Below are 19,814 nucleotides of genomic sequence, written 5' to 3'. Positions count from 1 at the left end.
TTCATATGTACAGTGATATTTGCAATGTCAATGTATATAATGTATGACCTTTTCCTAAAGGGTGCCTTTTTGAGTATTAATGAATTTTAAAAAATTATAATCGAGATGAAATCTAAACACTTTTACCCTCTAATCGCAGCTTTTGCTTTTAATGGTTTGTATGGTCAAGTAGGGATAAACACGGCTAATCCACAGTCTACATTAGATATTGTGGGTAACGGAGTTTCTACCTCTACAAAGGATGGCGTTACCGCCCCAAGAATTACGAGACAGCAATTGGCGGCGAAGGTTTCCGGAACCTATGCTGCAGCACAATCCGGAACATTGGTTTATGTTACCGATGCGGGAACGCCAACAGGAACTACGCCTAGTTTAGCGCAAACAGCTAACATTACAAAAGTAGGATATTACTATTTTGATGGCACAGTTTGGAAACAGATTTCCGATACCGATTCTCCTTCTGTGAATATTTATAATGCTGATGGCACGCTTACCGGAAACAGAATTGTAACACAGGGAGCGAACACGTTGGCTTTTAACGGGTCTGTTGTTAATGCATTTTCTGTAGATGGTTCTACGCTTTCGGTGAATGCGGCCAATGACAGATTGGGGATAGGAACTTCCGCGCCGGAAACAAAATTACATGTAGTATCTACTACCCCTACTTCTGGAAGATATAATGTAATAGATGCGCCACAATCTACATCAGAAACTCCTATTTTAGTTTTAAGAAATACTTCTGCACTTGCGACAGATAATAAAACCTATTTAGGATTTTCTAATGCGGGACCTACTGCAGGAGGAGCAGATTGGCAGCTGGGAAGCATCAGAACCTCAGCGGCCGCTGGAGGTGTAAATCAGGATTTTTATATAGGAAATGCTACTACTGGAACCTTAAATGAACGTTTTAGAATTGCTTCTAATGGTAATGTAGGTTTAGGAGTTGCTGATCCTGTTGCAAAAATGGATATCGTAGGCTCTGCTTTTGGAATGCGAATGGGTGCTGTAACTGGAAGCTGGGATAATCTTTGGTTTAATCTTACAGCGAGTATTCCTTCTATTAATGCTTCAGGAGCAGAAAATGGATTACAATTTAACGTAGGTACAAATTCTACGGGAACTTATGGTGATGGCCAAACATTAGCTACGGTTGCTACCATGAGAGCCAATGGTAATATGGGAGTAGGAACTACAAATCCTTTGCAAAGATTACACATTGTATCAGATGGAACTTCTACAACGCCTGTTGCTGCAATTAGAATTGAAGATGGAAATCAGGCAGCAGGAAAAATATTAACTTCTGATGCTAATGGCGTCGGAACCTGGCAATCTCCGGCAGCTCAATCCAGTGTAAATATTTATAATACAGACGGAACGCTTACAGGAAATAGAATTGTAACTCAAGGAGCCAATACTTTGGCATTTACTTCCACGGCTACCAATGGATTTTCAGTAGCAGGCACTACATTGTCGGTGGATGGAGCTAATAATAGAGTAGGTATAGGAACTATTGCTCCCCGATCAAGATTTGAAATTGTAGCTGATAATGTAGGAGGCGGTGCGGCTAATGATTTTAATTTAACAGGATATGGAAATTCTAAAAATCCTGCCTTATTTTTATCATCGTCTAACGGAACAGCAGCAGCACCAACTAACTTAGCAATTAACGATATTGTTGGTGGAATCTACTTCACACCTAGATATAACGGAGGGTTTTCCAATGGTTCTACCATTTTGTCAAACTATAGAGGTGACGGTACAACCAATCTTACAGATTTGATTTTTAGTACTTCTAATACAGAAAGACTAAGAATAGATCCCACGGGAAATGTGGGGATAGGAAATACAGCGCCCACCGTAAAACTGGATATAAATTCCGGAGGAACTTCCACCACACCTGTTGCAGCAGTTAAAATTGTGGACGGTAATCAGGGAGTTGGAAGAATATTAACTTCTGATGCTAATGGTGTAGGAACTTGGCAATCCCCGGCAGCTCCATCCAGTGTAAATATTTATAATACAGACGGAACGCTTACCGGAAATAGAATTGTAACTCAAGGAGCGAATACTTTGGCGTTTACTTCCACAGCTACCAATGGTTTTTCAGTAGATGGGTCTACATTTTCTGTGGATGCAGCGAATGGCAGAGTAGGTATTGGGACTATTGCTCCCCGATCAAGATTTGAAATAGTGGCAGATAATTTGGGAGGTGGTGCGGCTAATGATTTTAATTTAACAGGATATGGAAATTCTAAAAATCCTGCCTTATTTTTATCATCGTCTAACGGAACAGCAGCTGCACCAACTAACCTGGCAATTAACGATATTGTTGGCGGAATCTATTTCACACCTAGATATAACGGAGGGTTTTCTAATGGTTCTACCATTTTGTCAAACTATAGAGGTGACGGTACAACCAATCTTACAGATTTGATTTTTAGTACTTCTAATGCTGAAAGACTAAGGATAGATCCTACGGGAAATGTGGGGATAGGAAATACAGCGCCCACTGTAAAACTAGATATTAACTCAGGAGGAACTTCCACCACACCTGTAGCTGCGGTGAAAATTGTGGACGGTAATCAGGGAGTAGGAAGAATATTAACTTCTGATGCTAATGGGGTCGGAACTTGGCAAGATGCAAGCGCGGCTTCAGTGAATTTGTATAATTCAAATGGATCTCTTACCGGAAACAGAGTGGTAACACAAGCAGCCAATACCTTAGCATTTACTTCTACGGCTACCAATGGTTTTTCTGTGGATGGAGCAACCTTATCTGTAGATGCAGCAAATGACAGATTAGGGATAGGAACAGTTGCTCCTGTGGCTAAAATAGATGCTGTGGGATCTACTTTTGGAATGAGAATGGCGGCAGGGTCATGGGATAATCTCTGGTTTAATTTAACACCAAGCGGTCCCTCAATTAATGCATCGGGAGCAGAAACAGGTTTAAACTTTAATGTTGGTACTAATGCCACAGGTACTTATGGAGATAGCCAAACCTTAACTACTGTCGCCACAATGACTTCAGCAGGAAATTTAGGTATAGGAATTACATCACCATCCAATACTTTAGATGTGAACGGAACAGCAAGAGTAAGAACAATGAGTCCAGCTGCTGCAAATGATATTGTTACACCAGTATATTCAGATGCAAATGGAGTTTTGGTAAAAGCGAATAGTGCAAGTTTATATAGTGTAATGAGGAATTCTGTTACCGTAGGAGCTGGGTCAACAGGTCAGGCTATAAGCGGGCTTGGAGGTTATAATAGATTAACAATTATAACGAGTGATGCTTGTGGTTACTCTACTATGGTTGAGTTTTATGTTACAACAGTATCTTTTAACAATAATTTCGCAGTTAAAGGAACTGATGGCATATTTAGTGGAGGAAGTACTGCTGCTTCAAAATCGATTACTTTTAATGAATCTGCAAAAAATACAACTCAAGTTACAGTGACAGGAAAACCGGTTTGTACAGATGGAGGAACCACTGGTGCTTTAAACTATACCGTTACAACACCAAGTGCGGGGGTTATTAATATTACAAATGACGGAAATATTAGCCGAACTTATCAGATTACTGCAACAAGATTAAATTAAAACGATTCTAAAAACACTTTTCTATACAAAAGACCGCAATTTTGTGGTCTTTTTTCTATTCAGAAAAATAACTTACTTTTCCATTTGTAACAAAGCATTCACTCCTTTCGCATGATCCAGAAGATTCGGAAAAAAATCATCATAACATAGCTTTAGAGCATCTTTATGTTGTAAAAAAGCTTCAAAAACAGGAATATCTTTTTCCAGATATTTAGCCTTATTTAAAACATTCTGCATGCTAAATTTTATGCCGCGGTCATCACGATAATTATACAGCCAGTCGTCACTTTCCATTTTTCTAAGCATCATTTTAAAGTTTTCGGGAAGATATTGTTGGTGCTCATTCAAAACACGATACACTTTCAGAGAATGTGCCTTCCATTCTGCTAATGAATTTAGGCTTAAATCATTCGCCACAAAATAATCCATCGAAACATCTACAAAAGCGCCCGCATACAATCTTACCAACGGTGAAAAAACTTTCTTGGCTTCATGAATCGCGGGATGAGAATCTGTAAAAGTATCAATCGCACGATGTAGCGTAATACCATCCTGAATATCTTTCGGAAAAGAAAAACGATCTCTGTTTTTAATGAAATCTTCCAGAAACTGACCAACAATTTGTCCGTCGGTGAAAGTCAGAAAAGAATGTGCTAAATAATTCATATCCTAAGATAGGGTTTAAAATTGAAAATCTCCCTGAATAAAATTATAATATTCCGAAGATCTGATGGGTAATATATAATGGAAATTATAGAACAATGAATTTCTTATTTCCTATCATAAAGAAGACTATTTTTATAAAATGTGATCGTATATTAATGTGAATGGTAAATGATACTTCTAATCACTGGTACAACGTTACTTCTCGATACGATTTTTGAAAAAAAATCGTATCGAGAAGTAATTTAAAACGAATGTTCCAACGTCTTTACCAGAAATTTTATCATCCCCGTAGAGATCTAAGATAGATAGTATTAGAAACTAGATAATTCAGAATTATATCCTCAAATAAAAATCCTTAAACAGTATTTTATCATTACAAAAAGTTTCCACCCAAACTCCTTTTTCAACCTCAGAATAATTAAAATGAATCAAATTCTTATCTATTTTATTCGGAGAAATTAAACAAAGTTCAAGTTTATTATCACTGACAAAACATTTCAACTGAACCGAAAAAGAAAATAAATTCTGAATCTGAAGATCTTTATAACCATAAACCACCGTGCAATCAGAACCCAACGGTGTAAAGCGTTCATTTTCTTTATAAATATCAACAGAATGTGGAAACCGTTCAATGATTTTCAAACCCGATTGCAGCGCCAGAAAATATAAAATGGAGGAAAACTGACAAATTCCACCGCCAAAATCACTTGAAATATGATTGTTAATTAAATTTCTTCCTTCTTTAAAACCATTTTTTTGCGTTGGTTTTCCAATCAATTTCCAGAAAGAAAAAACTTCATTCGGCTGAATAATCAAATTATTAATCTTGTCGCCGACAATCTTCAGATTATGAACTTTATTTTCATGAAAATTTCCTTTTTTGATGTTTTGCCGAAGTTCAATTTTGTATTCACCAATATTTTCTGAAAGATAAATTTTAGGATAAAAATATTGATTTTTTTGTTCATTAAAATAACGCTGCAACATTTTTAATTGCAGTTTCCAGTGATGAGGTAGCCATTTTTTCAGTTGCTGTTTCATATTTTTTCTAAAACAGCGATGTGATAAGAAGCGTACTTTTTCAGGAATGTTTTACATAAAAATATATCTAACGGTAAAAAATATTTTCGCAGACTTTTCGGAAACCTATGAATGGGAAATAGTAAAATTCCTGTTGTGTTTTTTATGGTAAACTGATCTTTTGAAAGCTCAGAAATTTCTGAAATGGTGAAACTATTGTTCGCGTGCCAGTCTTCTTGCGGAGAAATGTTTTTACTTCTCGCTTTGGTAGGATAATCAAAAATTAAAGTTCCTTTAGCAGTCAATTTCTGATAACATTCATGTAAAAAAGATGCAGTTTCCTGCTTATTCTGATGCATGATTACATGAAAACAAAAAATACAATCGAATGTATCCTCAAATGGAATTCCTGAAATTTCTCCTTTTGTGATAATTTTTTCAGGATATTTTTGTTGCGCAATATTCAGCATTTCTTCACTGAAATCTGTTCCGTGAGTCGCGAAATTTAATAATCTTCCGGTTCCGCAACCCAGATCCAGCACTTTAGAATATTTTTTATGGTGGAAGAAAGAAGTTAAAAATTTCCTTTCCTGCTGATCAATATAGTTCCCGTAAGAATTCCCGAAACGATTTTCATCGTAGGTTTTTGCGAGATGATTGTAATATTCTAAAATGCGGGTTTTCATGGTTTAAAAAAGTCTATCGTGGAAATCTTCAATTTTGCTCACTTCCTCAATTTTTATTCCGAATTTTTTCTTCGGAAGTTTATTTAAATTAGAGATAAAAATCTTCTCATAACCCAATTTTTCAGCTTCTGTAATTCTTTGTTCAGCCTGAGCAATGGGACGGATCTCTCCACTCAAACCAATTTCTCCCGCAAAACAGTAATGTTCGGAAATGGCGATATCTTCATTTGATGAAAGAATAGATGCCACAACCGCTAAATCCAACGCCGGATCGTCTGTTTTTATACCTCCCGTGATATTTAAGAAAACGTCTTTTGCACCCAACTGAAAACCTGCTCTTTTTTCCAGAACAGCCAAAAGCATATTCAGTCTTTTGGCATCAAAACCTGTCGAACTTCTTTGCGGAGTTCCGTACACTGCCGTGCTCACTAATGCCTGAATTTCCAATAACATCGGTCGGTTTCCTTCTAAAGTTACTGCTACAGAGTTTCCGGAAAGTTCTTCAAATTTTTTAGTAATTAAAATTTCAGAAGGATTTCTGATTTCTTTTAAACCTTGTGAGATCATTTCATAAATTCCAATCTCAGAAGTTGATCCGAAACGGTTTTTATTGGCTCTCAATAATCTGAAAAGGTGATTTCTGTCGCCATCAAAATTCAAAACAACGTCTACCATGTGTTCCAATACTTTTGGTCCGGCGATTTGTCCGTCTTTCGTGATGTGACCCACCAAAAATACAGGAACGCTGTTTTCTTTGGCGTATTTAATGATCTCGTTGGAGCATTCTCTGATCTGAGAAACGGTTCCCGGAGAACTTTCGATCAGCTGAGATTGCAAGGTCTGAATAGAATCGATAATGACAAAATCGGGTTCCAGCTTTTTGGCTTCGTGAAGAATTTTTTCAAGATTGGTTTCTGTAAAAAGAAAACAGTTAGGATTTTGAATATCCGTCAGTCGGTCGGCTCTCATTTTGATTTGCGAAGCACTTTCTTCTCCCGAAACATAGAAGATTTTTTTCTTCATTTTCAAGGCTAATTGAAGAAGAAGTGTAGATTTCCCGATTCCGGGCTCACCACCGATTAATGTTACAGAACCTAAGACAATTCCGCCGCCTAATACTCGGTTCAGTTCCTCGGAAGGGGTTTTTATTCTTGGTTCTTCATTGGTTTCAACTTCAATAATGTTGATGACATTTTGTTTCGATTTTGAGAAAGGTGGAGTTTTAGACGACGTTTTTTCTACGACTTCTTCCACCAAAGTATTCCATTCGCCACAGTTTTTACATTGCCCCATCCATTGTGGATACTGGGTTCCGCAGTTTTGACAGAAATATGCTGTTTTTAGTTTTGCCATATCGCGAAGTTCAAAATTTTTTTTGAATTTTTCTTACTTTTCAGGCATGAAAAATATTTTTTTGAGTTTGCTCATTTTTGTAGTGATGTCACTTTTGCATGCACAGTTTACAGACTGGGAAGTGAAGCTTCTTTCTCTACCAGGAGGAGATTATGGTATGTTCTCTATATTTATGCTGATTTTTTGTTCTACAATTACAGCAATAGGCTTAGTGACGGTGATTATTTTTAGAAAAAGTTATCATTCAATACTAAGAATTGCTATTTTATTTGAAGTTATTTATTTCTTGTTTTTAATTATTTCAGGGAATAACCCTTTATTATATTTTTTCGATTCAACTAATGAAAATCTTTTAATGATTATGATGTATGTGAATTCATTAATCATTTTATTAATTATGTATTTCGTTCATTTACTTTATTCAAAAATAATTGTAACAAAATCAAAAAAATAACATAGATCAAGATGAAATCCCACGGCTTGTTTTACCTTTGAACCATTCAAACAATAACAATTTAAACAATGAAAAAGATATTTTTAACTTTCGTTTTTGCTTTATTGAGCGTAGTAGGTTTTGCACAGACGGGTTGGGTAGTAGACCCAATGCACTCTTCTGTAAACTTCAATATCAAGCATATGGGAATCAGCTTTGTACAAGGTAGATTTGATACTTTTACAGGAAAAGTGATTACCAAAGGAAACACGCTGGACAATGCTACTTTTGATTTTACTGCAGATGTAAATTCAATCAATACTGGCGTAGAAATGAGAGATAAGCACCTTAAAAGTGCAGACTTTTTCGATGCCGGAACGTATTCTGAGATAAAATTCCAAAGTACTTCTATCGCAAAAGATAAAGGCACAAATGCTTACTTATTGAAAGGGAAATTAACAATTAAAGATGTAACAAAGGATATCACGGTTCCGGTTACTTTTGGTGGAACTACGAAAAACCAACAGGGAAAAGAAGTTTTAGGTTTCCAAACAACATTTAAGGTAAACCGTTTAGATTATAATATCAAATATGATCCAACGGGAGCAGGTGTGGCTAAAGACGTTGACGTTAACTTATATTTTGAGTTAATTAAGTAATAGTTTTCATATATAATTTGGTTTAGGAAAAGGTTTTCAAGTTTTTGGAAACCTTTTTTGTTTGCATGAAATTTTAAAAATCTGCGCTATCTGCAAAATCTGCGAGAGGGTAATTGTACGATCTGTGAAAAAATACTAGTAGTTAAATTTTTAACCACAAAAGATTCAAAAGTCATTTTAAAAGCTTTCTGAAAAAAGCATCTCAAAAGCTAACAAAATAAAAAATCAAAGATTTTTAAAAGCTTAAGTGTTCTTCTAAAGGTATTAGAATGTAATCTTAAAACTTCTTAAGTGTCAAAATCTTTTGTGCCTTTTGTGGTAAAAAATACTTTACTAAGGTGTATTGTATTCGTTCATTCGTGGCCATTTTTACGCATTCACCTTCCCAGAAGAAACCGTAAAAATTCCAAAATCATCGATCAGCATATTTTCTTTTTGGATATTGTTAAAAGCAAATAGCCTGTCGAGCTCTTTCTGAGAACGCCTTCTCATAATCCAGTCTTTCTTCTGATGATTATTCAAAACATAAGCAATCATTTTCAATTGCGGATGCCAAGGCTGTCCCGTGTAAACTACAAATGAATTTTTCTCCGAAATTGCAGCAATTCCCTGAACGGCTTTGCTCGCCATTTCATTGTCGCCAAAAAGTTCAAAAATTCCTGAAACGATGGTAATGTTCGGTTCAAAATTAAGTTTTTGATACGTTGAAGGATCAAAACAATCAAAATTGGTAAAACGAATTTGTTGATAACTTTTTTCTTTAATTACTTTTTCACCGATTTCGATATTTGATTGCACAAATTCGTTGATAACGATCTTAACTTCGGGATATTTTTCTTTGATGTCGAATAAATAATTTCCCGTTCCTCCGGCAATATCAAGAATTTTAATTGCTCTTCCTTCTTTTTTTAATTGTTGAATTTTTTCTTCTAAAAGTTGAATTAAATGCTGCTTTCTAATTCTTATTCCTCGCCAGCCAATCGCCTCCAGATAATTTTTATCCATCATCTTCCCAAAACCTAATTTTCCGCTGGGCTGATTATGATACACATAATCCAAAGAAGCTCCGGAATCAAAACCATGTTTTAAACCAATCGCCATTCCGTTGCTGATCTTTCCAATTTTACTTAATGAAAATTTTTGAAGTTTAAAATTCAGATTGTTCCCAACATTATTTTGTAAATCCTGATATTCTTTTACTGAAAATTGATCAGGCGAAAGTGAAGGTATTTTTTGAATTTTATAGAAACATTTTTCTGCAAAATCTACAATTTTATCGTAAACCATTTCTTTTCCGGTATCAAATAAAATTCCGTGGAAAAAACTTGGAAGAACTTCAAAATGTTTTAAATCTGTATCTAATTTCTCATGAAAAATTTTCTGATCTTTATTGAAAACCACATGATCTTTTTCTGCGGCTAAAATCAAAGTAGGCGTATCAATTGCTTCTGCATCTTCAACCAGCCTTTTTCCTGCTTTGGCAAGGTCAATCAGTAATTCTGCATCAATCGATCTTGATATCAACGGATCCATATCGTACGCTTTTTGCTGTTCAGGATCGTGTGTCAGCATTTTTGATTTCACGTAACTTTTTATGATCAATCCTTTTTTTAGCTTAGTTCCCAAAGTAATCATTTCGTTAGCCAAAGGAACAATCAAATTAATTCTAAAAGCCGCTGCCAATAAAGCCATTCCGGCGATTTGAGGTGCAAAATCGTGAGCCCAAGCTGAAGCGACAACACCTCCAATACTGTTGGCAACGACAAAAATATCTGAAATTTTGATTTCGTATTTCGACTGTAAAAACTTAGCAAAAGCATCCAGATCACGAACATAATCCATAAAAATGGAAGACGTTTTTGTCTTGGTGTGACCGTGACCACGAAGGTCAAACGCAAAAATATTAAATTTAGAAAATTGTGGTGATTGAGCTATATCATTCAATCTTTCAGAATGTTCATGACCGCGGTGGATCATGATGATATTTTTCTGTTGAGGCTGAAAATTCCATTCACGGTAAAAAATTTCATTGCCGTCAAAACTTTTAAAAATTCCGCTGTTCATAAAGTTAAATTTTTTTCAAAAAACCCAATACATAAGAATGGATAATCGCATTTTTATTCTTGGTTTTCATGTTGGTTACTGCTTCTTCTAACGATAAAGATAGAATATTTTTCATTACCAAAATCCCAATCACAGAACTTCTCGTAAAGCCCATTGTGCAGTGAATCAAGATTTTTCCGTCTTTCGGAAGATTATGATAATTATTGGTGATTTCAGTTAATAATTTTCTTGTTGCGTCAATGTCAAAACTTCCGATATCTAAAAATGGAGCGGATCGATATTTTGTTTCTTCTTTTAATTGTTGAGTTTCTTCAATTTCGGCTGATAAATCGTAGACGAAAGTATTTTTATTAACATTAAAATCAATTAAATCTTGCTTATTTGGCTTTGATGAAATATAAATATTAGAAATAATCTCAATAGGCTTTTTATTCTTTCTTAAAAACCTCCAAAAGATCCAGTAAATCAATAAATAAGGAACATAAAATATCTTTTTTAAAATTGAAATATTTCCGTTTTTATCTTTTAGAAAATGAATATTATTCTTTTGATATTGATAACCGATCAAAGCTATTGAAAAAGTTATCCACAATTTTATCCACAGAGTTATCCACAAAAATGTAGAATCAAATTTTGCTACAAATTGATTGAATAATAAAGTTATGGTTAAGAAAATCCAGCTGAATAAAAAATAATAATTTGCTACCTGAAAATTTCGATATTGAAAGTCATTTTTACGATAGGGAAAAATAATAAAGCTTATGTGTGTAAGAATTCCTCCTGCCAAAACATCGATCAAATGGTGTTGATAAGTGGTGAGTGTAGAAATTCCTAAAAGAATTAACCAAATCATTAAAAATATTCTTTCTCTTTTTAAATTTCTGAAAACCGACCAAAAGATAAAAGCATACGCAATATGCAGTGACGGAGCTTGATTAAAAGGTGAATCAAATATTTTTAAAAACTGAAATGGAATTCCTAAAACAGAACTGCTGATTTCAGGTTTATTTAAAGAAAATTTTAAAGGAAATAAAAGAAAACAAATTCCCGCAATGACCGTTACAAAAAGCATTCTTTTAGTCAGAATAGCTATTTCTTCTTTGGTTTTACAAAAGAAAAATACCAAACAAAAAAATAATCCGCTGGTCATATAAGGAATGATTGTCCATGGAATAAACGGAATATATTTTTCCAAATTAAAAACAAAAGAAGGAACATTTTCCAGCTTCGAAATATGCCACGCTGAATAATTGTAAACCATCATAAATACGACAGAACACAATAGTAGAGCATAAATTTTCTGCGATATTTTCAGTCGTTTTTCATCCATTTTGCTTTTCTGAACATAATGATATTTAATAATGAAGAAGGTAATAGGGCAAGTGATTTCATCATCCATTTCATCTTTGACGGGAAAATGATGAATTTTTTTCGTTCTTCAATCGCTTGAGAAATCATTTCTGTTGCGGACTTTACATCCATTAAAAACGGTTTTTTGCTTAAATCGTTATGGTTGAGATCTCTCAATTTCTGAGTATCAATATACCCCGGAGCAATCGTTGTTACAGAGATTCCAAACGGCTTCAAAGCTCTTCGGTAAGCATCTGCAATTTGAATCACAGAACGTTTTGTTTTCGTATATAAACTTGAATTTTCGTAATCCAAAATTCCTGAAACCGAAGCAATCACAGCAATTTTTCCTGACTTTTGATCTTTCATGAAATTTCGGGCTACCTCAAAACAGTTGACGGTTCCTAAAATATTTGTTCTCAACATTTCTTCAGCTTCTTCGTAAGAAATATTTCTGGCAACATCTTCGGCATAGCTTCCGGTGCAATTAATAAATAAATCTAAATTTTCCTTGTTTGGAAGAAAATTTTTCACTGCCGAAACTAACGCATCCATATCACAAACGTCTGCTTTGAAAGTTTTTAAATTTTCGAAATGATTTTTTGAAATTTTTGTTAAGTCACGTCCGCAAATTCCCACTTGAAAGCCTTTTTCAAGATAATGTTGGGCAAGAGAATAGCCAATTCCTGAGGTTCCGCCTGCAATAAAAACGTTCATGAGGTTTTTGTGATTTTTAATTTTAGGTAAAAATAGATTTTATTTGAAATTTAGCGACAATTTTTTGACGCAAAGTTTTATTTGGAGGAATTCATGATTTGAGTGGGCAAAGAGGAATCAACAAGTTGATTTGGTGAAGCATTGTTTTCAAGCTTTGCAAAGCAAATTTTATTTGCCTTTGCTCCTTAAAATATAAAGTGTGAAATAAAAATCTTTGCGATTAAATAATGACTATTCCCTCAAACTTTTCATCGTTTGATCAAAACCGTATTGCCATTGCTTTTCCATGTCTTTTTTAAATTGTGGATAACTTTTTGGCAATGAAAAATCAATTTCAAATTTCTGCCAATTGATGTCTTTCTTTAAATAATGTCCTTCTAAATCTTGTTTAATATTAATGGTGTCAATCTGAAAATCAGGAGTAAGTTTTTCAATTTCATTTAATCTTTCATTTCCGCTGTATCCTAAAACTGCGCGAACCAATGCTTCTTCCGTTTTATTATAAGGTTGTTTTTTTTCAATAATAACTTCGTTTGCCAAATGTTTTGCCAGTTCAATCGGAACAAGATCGATAGCTCCTCCCGCAAAATATTTTCCCTGAATAAAAGCGGGCTCCACATAAAACATATCAGAAATTGAAATTCTTGTACTTTCCAGCATTGAAAATTGGGTTTCTATTTTGGGGATATTTTCAACGGCACTGTTTTTAAAATTTTCAGAATTAATGATAATTTGATTAGGAATAATTTTCTTTGCTGTTTCGGAATCGGTGAAAATTGTTTTCTGGTATAATTTTCTGTTGTTTCGTTTTTGATTGATTTCTTTTGGGTCAAATAGAATTTCCGAACCGATAATTAAAGTAGAGATTCCCTGAGAAAATTTTACGTTTTTTAGTGAAGGAAAATCTTCGGATAAATCCTGATTCATTTCTACCAAATATCTGTTGAAAACGTCTTCGATGATAGGAGCATTACTCTTATTTAATAATTTTTTTAAAGTGAAAAGTCCAATTTTATTGAGTTTTCGATGTTTTGTTAATGTCGTTTTTAAAACAAATTGATAATATTCTTCAGATTGTAAATACTGTTTTCTTGAAAGATTATCCGAAAAAGCATTGACTACGGTTGCAGCAAATGCTCCGCCGCAGGAAGCGATCAGAACATCAGGTTTCATTCCGAGTTCTTCGAGAGCAGAAAACATTCCGAGGTAGATCATTAATCTTGTTCCGCCTCCTGAAAATAATATTGCTTTTTCGAATTTTTGATTCATTTTGTTTTTTATTTTAACGCAAAGTTCGCAAAGGTTTTTTAAAATTTAATTGAGAATATTTTTCGCTAGCAAAAGCGTTTCACTCAGAAAAGTTTATTATTGCTTTTTAAATTTTGATTAAAAGAGATAAAGTCCAGAAAAATAGGGGAGCATTAAAAACTAAGCTGTCCATTCTGTCTAATAATCCGCCATGTCCGGGAAGAAGTTTTCCCGTGTCTTTGATGTTGGCTTTCCGTTTTAAATAAGACATAAAAACGTCTCCGAAAAATCCTGAAATTCCTAATGTTAATCCTAAAATTGAGTTAACTAAAATATTAGTTTTCAATAAAAAAAATCCTAAAATATTGCTTAAAATGATTGTCAGAAAAACTCCGCCAAGAAATCCCTCTAAAGTTTTGTTTGGACTTATTTGTGGGGCTATTTTATGTTTTCCGAAGAATTTTCCCATTAAATATTGAAAAACATCGTTCAATTCTGTGACAACAATAATGAAAATAATGGAGCTGATTCCGGAAAAATTTTCTCTGATAAAATATAAATGCGGAAAAGCAAAAAGGCAGACAATCAAGGCAATTCCTATTTTTGAAATCTGCTTGAAGGAAGTTTTTAATAATAAAAAATAAATCAAGACAATTAAACTTAACGCTAAACTGCACAGAAAATAATTTTCAGGACTGAAAAAATTTAACAAGACAAATTGTGAAATTCCTATGAAAATGGACGGAATAATTCGGTTTGAATTGATTTTAAATAATCTCAAAAATTCAAAAAAACTTTGAAAAGCAATCCACGAAACGAAGATTTTCATGGCAAAAGGATGCGAAATTCCGATGGCAAAAACGAGGATGATGTATATCCATGTTTTTACGCGTAAGGGAACGTCGGCAAATTTGTTTTCTTCTTTATTCATGCAGAGATTTCTTTAATCTTGTGAATGTACTGATGATGAGAAGAGCGATAATAATGCCGAAAATATAATTGGAAATTCCTGAAATATTTACCCCGAAAAAAATCAATAATCCATATAATCCGAAGATCAACGCGCGGTCGCTTTTTCCCATCGGTCCGTCATAACGTCTATTTTTGCCGACTACTTTTCCGAGCAGACCTGAGAATTCATTAATAATGCTTAAAATAATGAAAATAATAATGAGATATAAACTTTCAGGTTGAAATTTTAACAAAGGAAAAAAAATAATCACGTCTGAAACAATGTCACCGACTTCATTCAAAACCTCGCCTAATTTGCTGGTTTGGTTGAATTTTCTTGCCATCATCCCGTCCAAAGCATTCAGTGCCATCCTTATTAATAAGCCGATAGGTAAGCTTAGGAAAAACCATTTTGAATGATCTGCGTTCCAAAATAATATTCCGATGATGACAGAAAGCAAGATTGAGCTGATCGTAATCTGATTCGCTGTAATTTTATTTCGATGAAGAAATAATAGAATAGGGGTGAGGAGCTGCTGGAATTTTGGTTTGAGCTTGTATACGGAAATCATTGTGCCTATTAGTCTTTTGAGTTTTTGGTTTAATCAAATATAAATAAAATTTTTATCAGTCTTCAGAACTTATTTTTGTTATTTAACAAATTGATAAATCTAAAAAATTGCTTTGTATTTCTTTTTCCCCTAACTTTGCACAAACCTAATCTAATGAGTAAAAAGAATACAAAGTACATCTTTGTGACAGGAGGTGTAACTTCATCTTTGGGAAAGGGAATCGTTTCAGCTTCTCTTGGACTTCTACTAAAATCACGTGGCTTCAACGTAACTATTCAAAAGCTTGATCCTTATATTAATATTGATCCGGGAACGTTGAATCCTTATGAGCACGGAGAGTGTTATGTAACCGAAGATGGCGCGGAGACGGATCTGGATTTAGGACACTATGAGCGTTATCTTGATGCTCCGACTTCCCAAAACAACAACGTTACGACAGGAAAAATTTACCAAACTGTTATCGAAAAAGAAAGAAAAGGAGATTTCCTTGGAAAAACAGTGCAGGTAATTCCTCATATTACCAACGAAATTAAACGTAGAATTAAAATTTTATCAAAACAGAACTACGATATCATTATTACAGAGATCGGTGGAACTGTAGGGGATATTGAATCTTTACCTTACATCGAAACTGTTCGCCAGTTGAAATGGGAATTGGGTGAGAAAAATTCTATGGTGATTCACTTGACATTGTTGCCTTATCTGGCTTCAAGTGGAGAATTAAAAACAAAACCTTCTCAGCATTCTGTTCGTCAGTTGATGGAAAGCGGAATTATGGCGGATGTTTTAGTTTGTAGAACAGAACATAAAATTCCGAAAGATCAGAGAGCGAAATTGGCTCAGTTTTGTAACGTTCCTTTAGATAATGTGATTGAGTGTAAGGATTTGGAAACAATCTATGAAGTTCCAATGTATCTTCAAAAACAAAATTTTGATGATGTAGTTCTTAAAGAATTAGATCTGAAAAGTGATAAAGAAGCAGATCTTAAAGACTGGAAATCTTTCTTAAAGAAATTCCAGAATCCTAAAAAATCGATTGAAATTGCATTAGTTGGGAAATATGTTTCTCTTCAGGATTCGTATATTTCCATTGCTGAGGCTTTCAAACATGCTGGTGCAGATTTGGAAACTGAAGTGAAAATAAGATGGGTTTACAGTGGAGATTTAACTGCTGAAAATATTAAAGAAACTTTAGCCGGCGTAAGCGGAATTCTTGTTGCTCCAGGTTTTGGCGACAGAGGAATTGAAGGTAAAGTTTTGACTGCTCAATATGCAAGAGAAAATAAAGTTCCGATGTTGGGAATTTGTTTGGGAATGCAGATTATGACCGTTGAATTTGCGAGAAATGTTCTTGGTTATACTAAGGCAAACTCAATGGAATTCGATACTTCTACGGAACATCCTGTGATTTCTTTGATGGAAGAACAGAAAAATGTAGTAGATAAAGGTGGAACAATGCGTCTTGGTGCATGGAAATGTACATTGAAAAACGGTTCTAAATTAAACGAAATCTACGGTGCTAAAAATATCACGGAAAGACACCGTCACAGATATGAATTCAACAGTGAATATATTGGAGAATTCGAGAAAAACGGTTTCTTGGCAACAGGTACAAACCCTGAAACAGGATTGGTAGAAGCATTAGAAATGCCGGATCACCCATTCTACGTTGGGGTGCAATATCACCCGGAATACAAGAGTACGGTAGCAACACCGCATCCTTTATTCAGAGCTTTTATTAAGGCTTGTACGCAGAAATAAAGTAATTTACAGATTACAAACGTCATATATAAACTCAGACTGATTATTCTCAGCCTGAGTTTATTATATAGTAACGTATTATAGTATAGAGTTTTGATAAAAAAACAGTATTTTTGTCGACTCGAAATATAACAATGCTATAATTATAAATAACATTGCTATAAATTAAGTTTTAAAAATTTTAATTAAGATAAAATGCAACAGAACAACGGACTCGATAAAAGTCAAATGATTAGTTTTGCGGTTTTATGCGTGGTTCTTTTTGGTTTCATGTTTTATTTCCAAAACAAGCAATCGAAAGAAGAAGAGGTAAAAGCTCAGCAACAAAAGACCGAACAGGTAAAAAATGCCGTAAAACAGTCTCAGGCAAGCAATATCAATCCAAATGTAACTCCGAACGCTATTCAGACCGCGAATCTTTCTAACAAAGAATTGAAAGTGGAATTTGCAAGTTTGGGCGGACAGGTTTCTAAAGTAGAACTTGCAGAATATAAAGCATATGATCATAAAACGGATAATGCAGACCTTCCGTTGTACCTGATCACGAAAAATAATTCAAACTACGGTTTCCAATTCAAAGATAAAACAGGAAAGGTAATTAATACCAAAGATCTTGTTTTTGCACCCACTGTGAATGGAAATGCTGTAACGATGACAGCTAATTATAACGGAGCTGTTATTCAATTCATTTATACATTACTTCCAAAATATACCTTAGATTTTAAAGTAAGAACTCAAGGGCTGGCGAAGATTACGGCTGATAATAAAGCAGATTTTATCTGGGATTATAACGTAAGAAACCTTGAAAAAGGTAGAGCTCAGGAGCAGTCTCACTCAGAATTCTCGTATGCTTTCAATAATTATAAAGATTATGATTATGATGGAAGAACAACGATGGAAGAAGAAAAAGAAACCCTGAACTGGATTGGTGTAAAACAGCAGTTCTTTGCTTCTGTAATTGAAGCTAAAAACGGATTTACTCAAAGTAAAGGAAATCAGGAGAATGTAGAAGAAGGTGAATATTTGAAAAAACTAAACTATGAAGGTTTTGTTCAAATGACCGGAAGCGAATTGAACCAGGATTTCACTTGGTACTTCATGCCTTTGGATTTACCATTGTTAAAATCTTACGATAAAAATTTCGACGAAATTTTACCATTAGGTTGGTCTTTCATCGGATGGATGAACAGAGGATTCTTTATTCCTATTTACAATTTCATTGCATCTTGGGGATTAACTGCTGGTTGGGCAATTTTCTTATTAACAATTTTAGTTAAATTAATCTTATCGCCAATTATGTACAAGCAACATAAGCTAAGTGCGATGATGAGAGTAATTCGTCCGGAAATTGATGAAGCAAATGCTAAATTCAAGGATGCAGATCCAATGAAAAAACAACAAGCTACAATGGAAATTTACAGAAAGGCTGGAGTTAATCAAATGGCGGGATGTTTGCCGGCGTTGGTTCAGATTCCTATTTTCTACGCATTATTCCGTTTCTTCCCGAACTTTATTGATTTAAGAGGTAAAGGATTCTGGTTTGCAAAAGATTTAACAGCGTATGATGATATTATTAAGTTGCCATTCAAAGTACCTTTCTTAGGAGATCACTTGAGTATTTTTGCAATTGCATGTACTGTTGTAATCTTAATTTATACGGTGATGACTTCAGGAAATATGCAGCAGCCACAACAAGAAGGAATGCCAAATATGAAGGTATTAATGTATATCTTCCCGATTACATTCTTATTCTTCTTGAATACTTCTGCATCTGGTCTTTCTTGGTATTACTTCGTTTCAAACGCGATTAACATCTTAATTATCCTTGTGATTAAGTATGTGATTCTCGATGAAAAGAAAATTCATGCACAGATTCAGGCGAATAAAGAAAAGCCAAAAGCTGAAGGTAAGTTCCAGAAACGTATGAGGGAAATGATGGAAAAGGCTCAGGAACAGCAAAAAGTGCAAGAGCAGCAACGAAAAAAGAAATAGATAAATAATCTTATATAACAAAAAAGAGAAGCAAATATTGCTTCTCTTTTTTTATTTAGATAGAATTTAAATTTGGAGGAGTCAATTATGAAAGTCATAATTTACTGCAGTTTATTTTTAATCATATTTTAATCTGAAAGATTGACGGTGGTATTTCGTTGGACCATGCTTTATCAGGGCTTCTTGATGTTTTTTAGTCGCATATCCGAAGTTGGTATCCCAGCCATAGTCAGGGAACTCTTGATGCAGCTCAATCATCAGTTTATCTCTATAATTTTTTGCTAAAATAGATGCTGCGGCAATAGATAAAACTTTTGAATCACCCTTAATAATACATTGATGGGGAATGAAATTATAAGGATGAAATTTGTTACCATCAACTAAAATAAACTCAGGCCTTGTTGTTAATTTGTCGAGTGCCTGATGCATGGCATGTATGCTAGCGTTTAGAATATTATGCTCATCAATAAATGCTGGGGATAATTCTGCAATCGCATAATTTTTTACATTATCCTTTATATATTCATCGAGACTCATTCTCGTCTTAAAATTTAACTTTTTGGAATCATTAACCAAATTTTGCTTAAAATCATCATCCAAAATTACCGCTGCCGCAACCACTGGTCCGCTTAAACATCCTCTTCCGACTTCATCGCACCCTGCTTCGATGTAAAGATTTGTCCAATTTTTTATTAATTCCATAAAAATTAACATTTTTAATCTTGTAAAAATAGCAATA

The 19,814-nt window shown here is 34.3% G+C and carries 16 protein-coding genes; 5 read left to right on the top strand and 11 right to left on the bottom strand.

The window, feature by feature from the left end:
• Positions 1-105: 105 nt before the first annotated feature.
• Positions 106-3,603 carry a hypothetical protein gene (locus OXQ85_RS02265; RefSeq protein WP_267402092.1) on the top strand — a complete coding sequence of 1,166 codons (3,498 nt, stop codon included), beginning with the start codon at positions 106-108 and terminating at the stop codon, positions 3,601-3,603.
• 72 nt (positions 3,604-3,675) lie between these two features.
• Here OXQ85_RS02265 and OXQ85_RS02260 read toward each other — a convergent pair whose 3' ends face one another.
• The 4 genes from OXQ85_RS02260 to radA form a co-directional block, all read right to left on the bottom strand.
• Positions 3,676-4,269, bottom strand: coding sequence for an ACP phosphodiesterase (locus OXQ85_RS02260; protein WP_267402090.1), 594 nt, complete (start codon positions 4,267-4,269; stop codon positions 3,676-3,678).
• A 333-nt stretch (positions 4,270-4,602) separates the two neighbouring features.
• Positions 4,603-5,310 (bottom strand): VanW family protein, encoded by a 708-nt coding sequence (locus OXQ85_RS02255; RefSeq protein ID WP_267402089.1) that lies wholly within the window; start codon positions 5,308-5,310, stop codon positions 4,603-4,605.
• Positions 5,307-5,975, bottom strand: a complete 669-nt coding sequence (locus OXQ85_RS02250; RefSeq protein WP_267402088.1) for a class I SAM-dependent methyltransferase — start codon at positions 5,973-5,975, stop codon at positions 5,307-5,309. Before OXQ85_RS02250 ends, OXQ85_RS02255 begins: the two co-directional genes overlap by 4 nt.
• Positions 5,976-5,978: 3 nt before the next feature.
• The gene (gene radA, locus OXQ85_RS02245; RefSeq protein WP_267402086.1) at positions 5,979-7,328 is read right to left on the bottom strand and encodes a DNA repair protein RadA; all 1,350 of its coding nucleotides are present in this window, start codon (positions 7,326-7,328) and stop codon (positions 5,979-5,981) included.
• Positions 7,329-7,374: 46 nt separating this feature from the next.
• Here radA and OXQ85_RS02240 point away from each other — a divergent pair, with 46 nt between their 5' ends.
• A complete protein-coding gene (locus tag OXQ85_RS02240) occupies positions 7,375-7,782 on the top strand; it encodes a hypothetical protein (RefSeq protein ID WP_267402085.1) in 408 nt (135 codons plus the stop codon).
• 68 nt (positions 7,783-7,850) lie between these two features.
• Positions 7,851-8,420, top strand: a complete 570-nt coding sequence (locus tag OXQ85_RS02235; protein WP_267402084.1) for a YceI family protein — start codon at positions 7,851-7,853, stop codon at positions 8,418-8,420.
• 369 nt (positions 8,421-8,789) lie between these two features.
• Here the strand turns inward: OXQ85_RS02235 and OXQ85_RS02230 are convergent, their stop codons facing one another.
• The 6 genes from OXQ85_RS02230 to OXQ85_RS02205 form a co-directional block, all read right to left on the bottom strand.
• Positions 8,790-10,484 (bottom strand): bifunctional alpha/beta hydrolase/class I SAM-dependent methyltransferase, encoded by a 1,695-nt coding sequence (locus OXQ85_RS02230; RefSeq protein ID WP_267402082.1) that lies wholly within the window; start codon positions 10,482-10,484, stop codon positions 8,790-8,792.
• A gap of 4 nt (positions 10,485-10,488) precedes the next feature.
• Positions 10,489-11,883, bottom strand: a complete 1,395-nt coding sequence (locus OXQ85_RS02225; RefSeq protein ID WP_267402081.1) for a phosphatase PAP2/dual specificity phosphatase family protein — start codon at positions 11,881-11,883, stop codon at positions 10,489-10,491.
• Positions 11,796-12,551, bottom strand: a complete 756-nt coding sequence (locus tag OXQ85_RS02220) for an SDR family NAD(P)-dependent oxidoreductase (RefSeq protein WP_267402080.1) — start codon at positions 12,549-12,551, stop codon at positions 11,796-11,798. Before OXQ85_RS02220 ends, OXQ85_RS02225 begins: the two co-directional genes overlap by 88 nt.
• A gap of 231 nt (positions 12,552-12,782) precedes the next feature.
• Positions 12,783-13,820, bottom strand: a complete 1,038-nt coding sequence (locus OXQ85_RS02215; protein WP_267402078.1) for a patatin-like phospholipase family protein — start codon at positions 13,818-13,820, stop codon at positions 12,783-12,785.
• Positions 13,821-13,926: 106 nt separating this feature from the next.
• Positions 13,927-14,730: a phosphatidate cytidylyltransferase gene (locus tag OXQ85_RS02210; RefSeq protein ID WP_267402077.1), complete on the bottom strand. Its 804-nt coding sequence runs from the start codon at positions 14,728-14,730 to the stop codon at positions 13,927-13,929.
• Positions 14,723-15,322 carry a CDP-alcohol phosphatidyltransferase family protein gene (locus OXQ85_RS02205; protein ID WP_267402076.1) on the bottom strand — a complete coding sequence of 200 codons (600 nt, stop codon included), beginning with the start codon at positions 15,320-15,322 and terminating at the stop codon, positions 14,723-14,725. The genes OXQ85_RS02210 and OXQ85_RS02205 overlap by 8 nt, the downstream gene beginning before the upstream one ends.
• 153 nt (positions 15,323-15,475) lie before the next feature.
• Between OXQ85_RS02205 and OXQ85_RS02200 the strand changes: the two genes are divergently transcribed.
• Complete coding sequence (locus OXQ85_RS02200) at positions 15,476-17,083, top strand: CTP synthase (protein ID WP_267402074.1); 1,608 nt, start codon at positions 15,476-15,478, stop codon at positions 17,081-17,083.
• A 195-nt stretch (positions 17,084-17,278) separates the two neighbouring features.
• Positions 17,279-19,075: a membrane protein insertase YidC gene (gene yidC / locus OXQ85_RS02195; RefSeq protein WP_267402072.1), complete on the top strand. Its 1,797-nt coding sequence runs from the start codon at positions 17,279-17,281 to the stop codon at positions 19,073-19,075.
• Positions 19,076-19,192: 117 nt separating this feature from the next.
• Here the strand turns inward: yidC and OXQ85_RS02190 are convergent, their stop codons facing one another.
• The gene (locus OXQ85_RS02190) at positions 19,193-19,777 is read right to left on the bottom strand and encodes a ribonuclease HII (RefSeq protein ID WP_267402071.1); all 585 of its coding nucleotides are present in this window, start codon (positions 19,775-19,777) and stop codon (positions 19,193-19,195) included.
• Positions 19,778-19,814 lie beyond the last annotated feature (37 nt).

The sequence above is a fragment of the Chryseobacterium sp. GM_Chr_2 genome (genome assembly GCF_026540445.1).
GTDB lineage: Bacteria > Bacteroidota > Bacteroidia > Flavobacteriales > Weeksellaceae > Chryseobacterium.
This window is presented reverse-complemented; position numbering and strand designations above follow the sequence as displayed.

Coding starts and splice junctions, on each gene's coding strand:
- OXQ85_RS02240 (WP_267402085.1), top strand. CDS start 7,375: ATGAAAAATATTTTTTTGAGTTTGCTCATTTTTGTAGTGATGTCACTT.
- OXQ85_RS02255 (WP_267402089.1), bottom strand. CDS start 5,310: ATGAAACAGCAACTGAAAAAATGGCTACCTCATCACTGGAAACTGCAA.
- OXQ85_RS02205 (WP_267402076.1), bottom strand. CDS start 15,322: ATGATTTCCGTATACAAGCTCAAACCAAAATTCCAGCAGCTCCTCACC.
- OXQ85_RS02250 (WP_267402088.1), bottom strand. CDS start 5,975: ATGAAAACCCGCATTTTAGAATATTACAATCATCTCGCAAAAACCTAC.
- yidC (WP_267402072.1), top strand. CDS start 17,279: ATGCAACAGAACAACGGACTCGATAAAAGTCAAATGATTAGTTTTGCG.
- OXQ85_RS02265 (WP_267402092.1), top strand. CDS start 106: ATGAAATCTAAACACTTTTACCCTCTAATCGCAGCTTTTGCTTTTAAT.
- OXQ85_RS02200 (WP_267402074.1), top strand. CDS start 15,476: ATGAGTAAAAAGAATACAAAGTACATCTTTGTGACAGGAGGTGTAACT.
- OXQ85_RS02225 (WP_267402081.1), bottom strand. CDS start 11,883: ATGGATGATGAAATCACTTGCCCTATTACCTTCTTCATTATTAAATAT.
- OXQ85_RS02215 (WP_267402078.1), bottom strand. CDS start 13,820: ATGAATCAAAAATTCGAAAAAGCAATATTATTTTCAGGAGGCGGAACA.
- radA (WP_267402086.1), bottom strand. CDS start 7,328: ATGGCAAAACTAAAAACAGCATATTTCTGTCAAAACTGCGGAACCCAG.
- OXQ85_RS02235 (WP_267402084.1), top strand. CDS start 7,851: ATGAAAAAGATATTTTTAACTTTCGTTTTTGCTTTATTGAGCGTAGTA.
- OXQ85_RS02190 (WP_267402071.1), bottom strand. CDS start 19,777: ATGGAATTAATAAAAAATTGGACAAATCTTTACATCGAAGCAGGGTGC.
- OXQ85_RS02210 (WP_267402077.1), bottom strand. CDS start 14,730: ATGAATAAAGAAGAAAACAAATTTGCCGACGTTCCCTTACGCGTAAAA.
- OXQ85_RS02260 (WP_267402090.1), bottom strand. CDS start 4,269: ATGAATTATTTAGCACATTCTTTTCTGACTTTCACCGACGGACAAATT.
- OXQ85_RS02230 (WP_267402082.1), bottom strand. CDS start 10,484: ATGAACAGCGGAATTTTTAAAAGTTTTGACGGCAATGAAATTTTTTAC.
- OXQ85_RS02220 (WP_267402080.1), bottom strand. CDS start 12,551: ATGAACGTTTTTATTGCAGGCGGAACCTCAGGAATTGGCTATTCTCTT.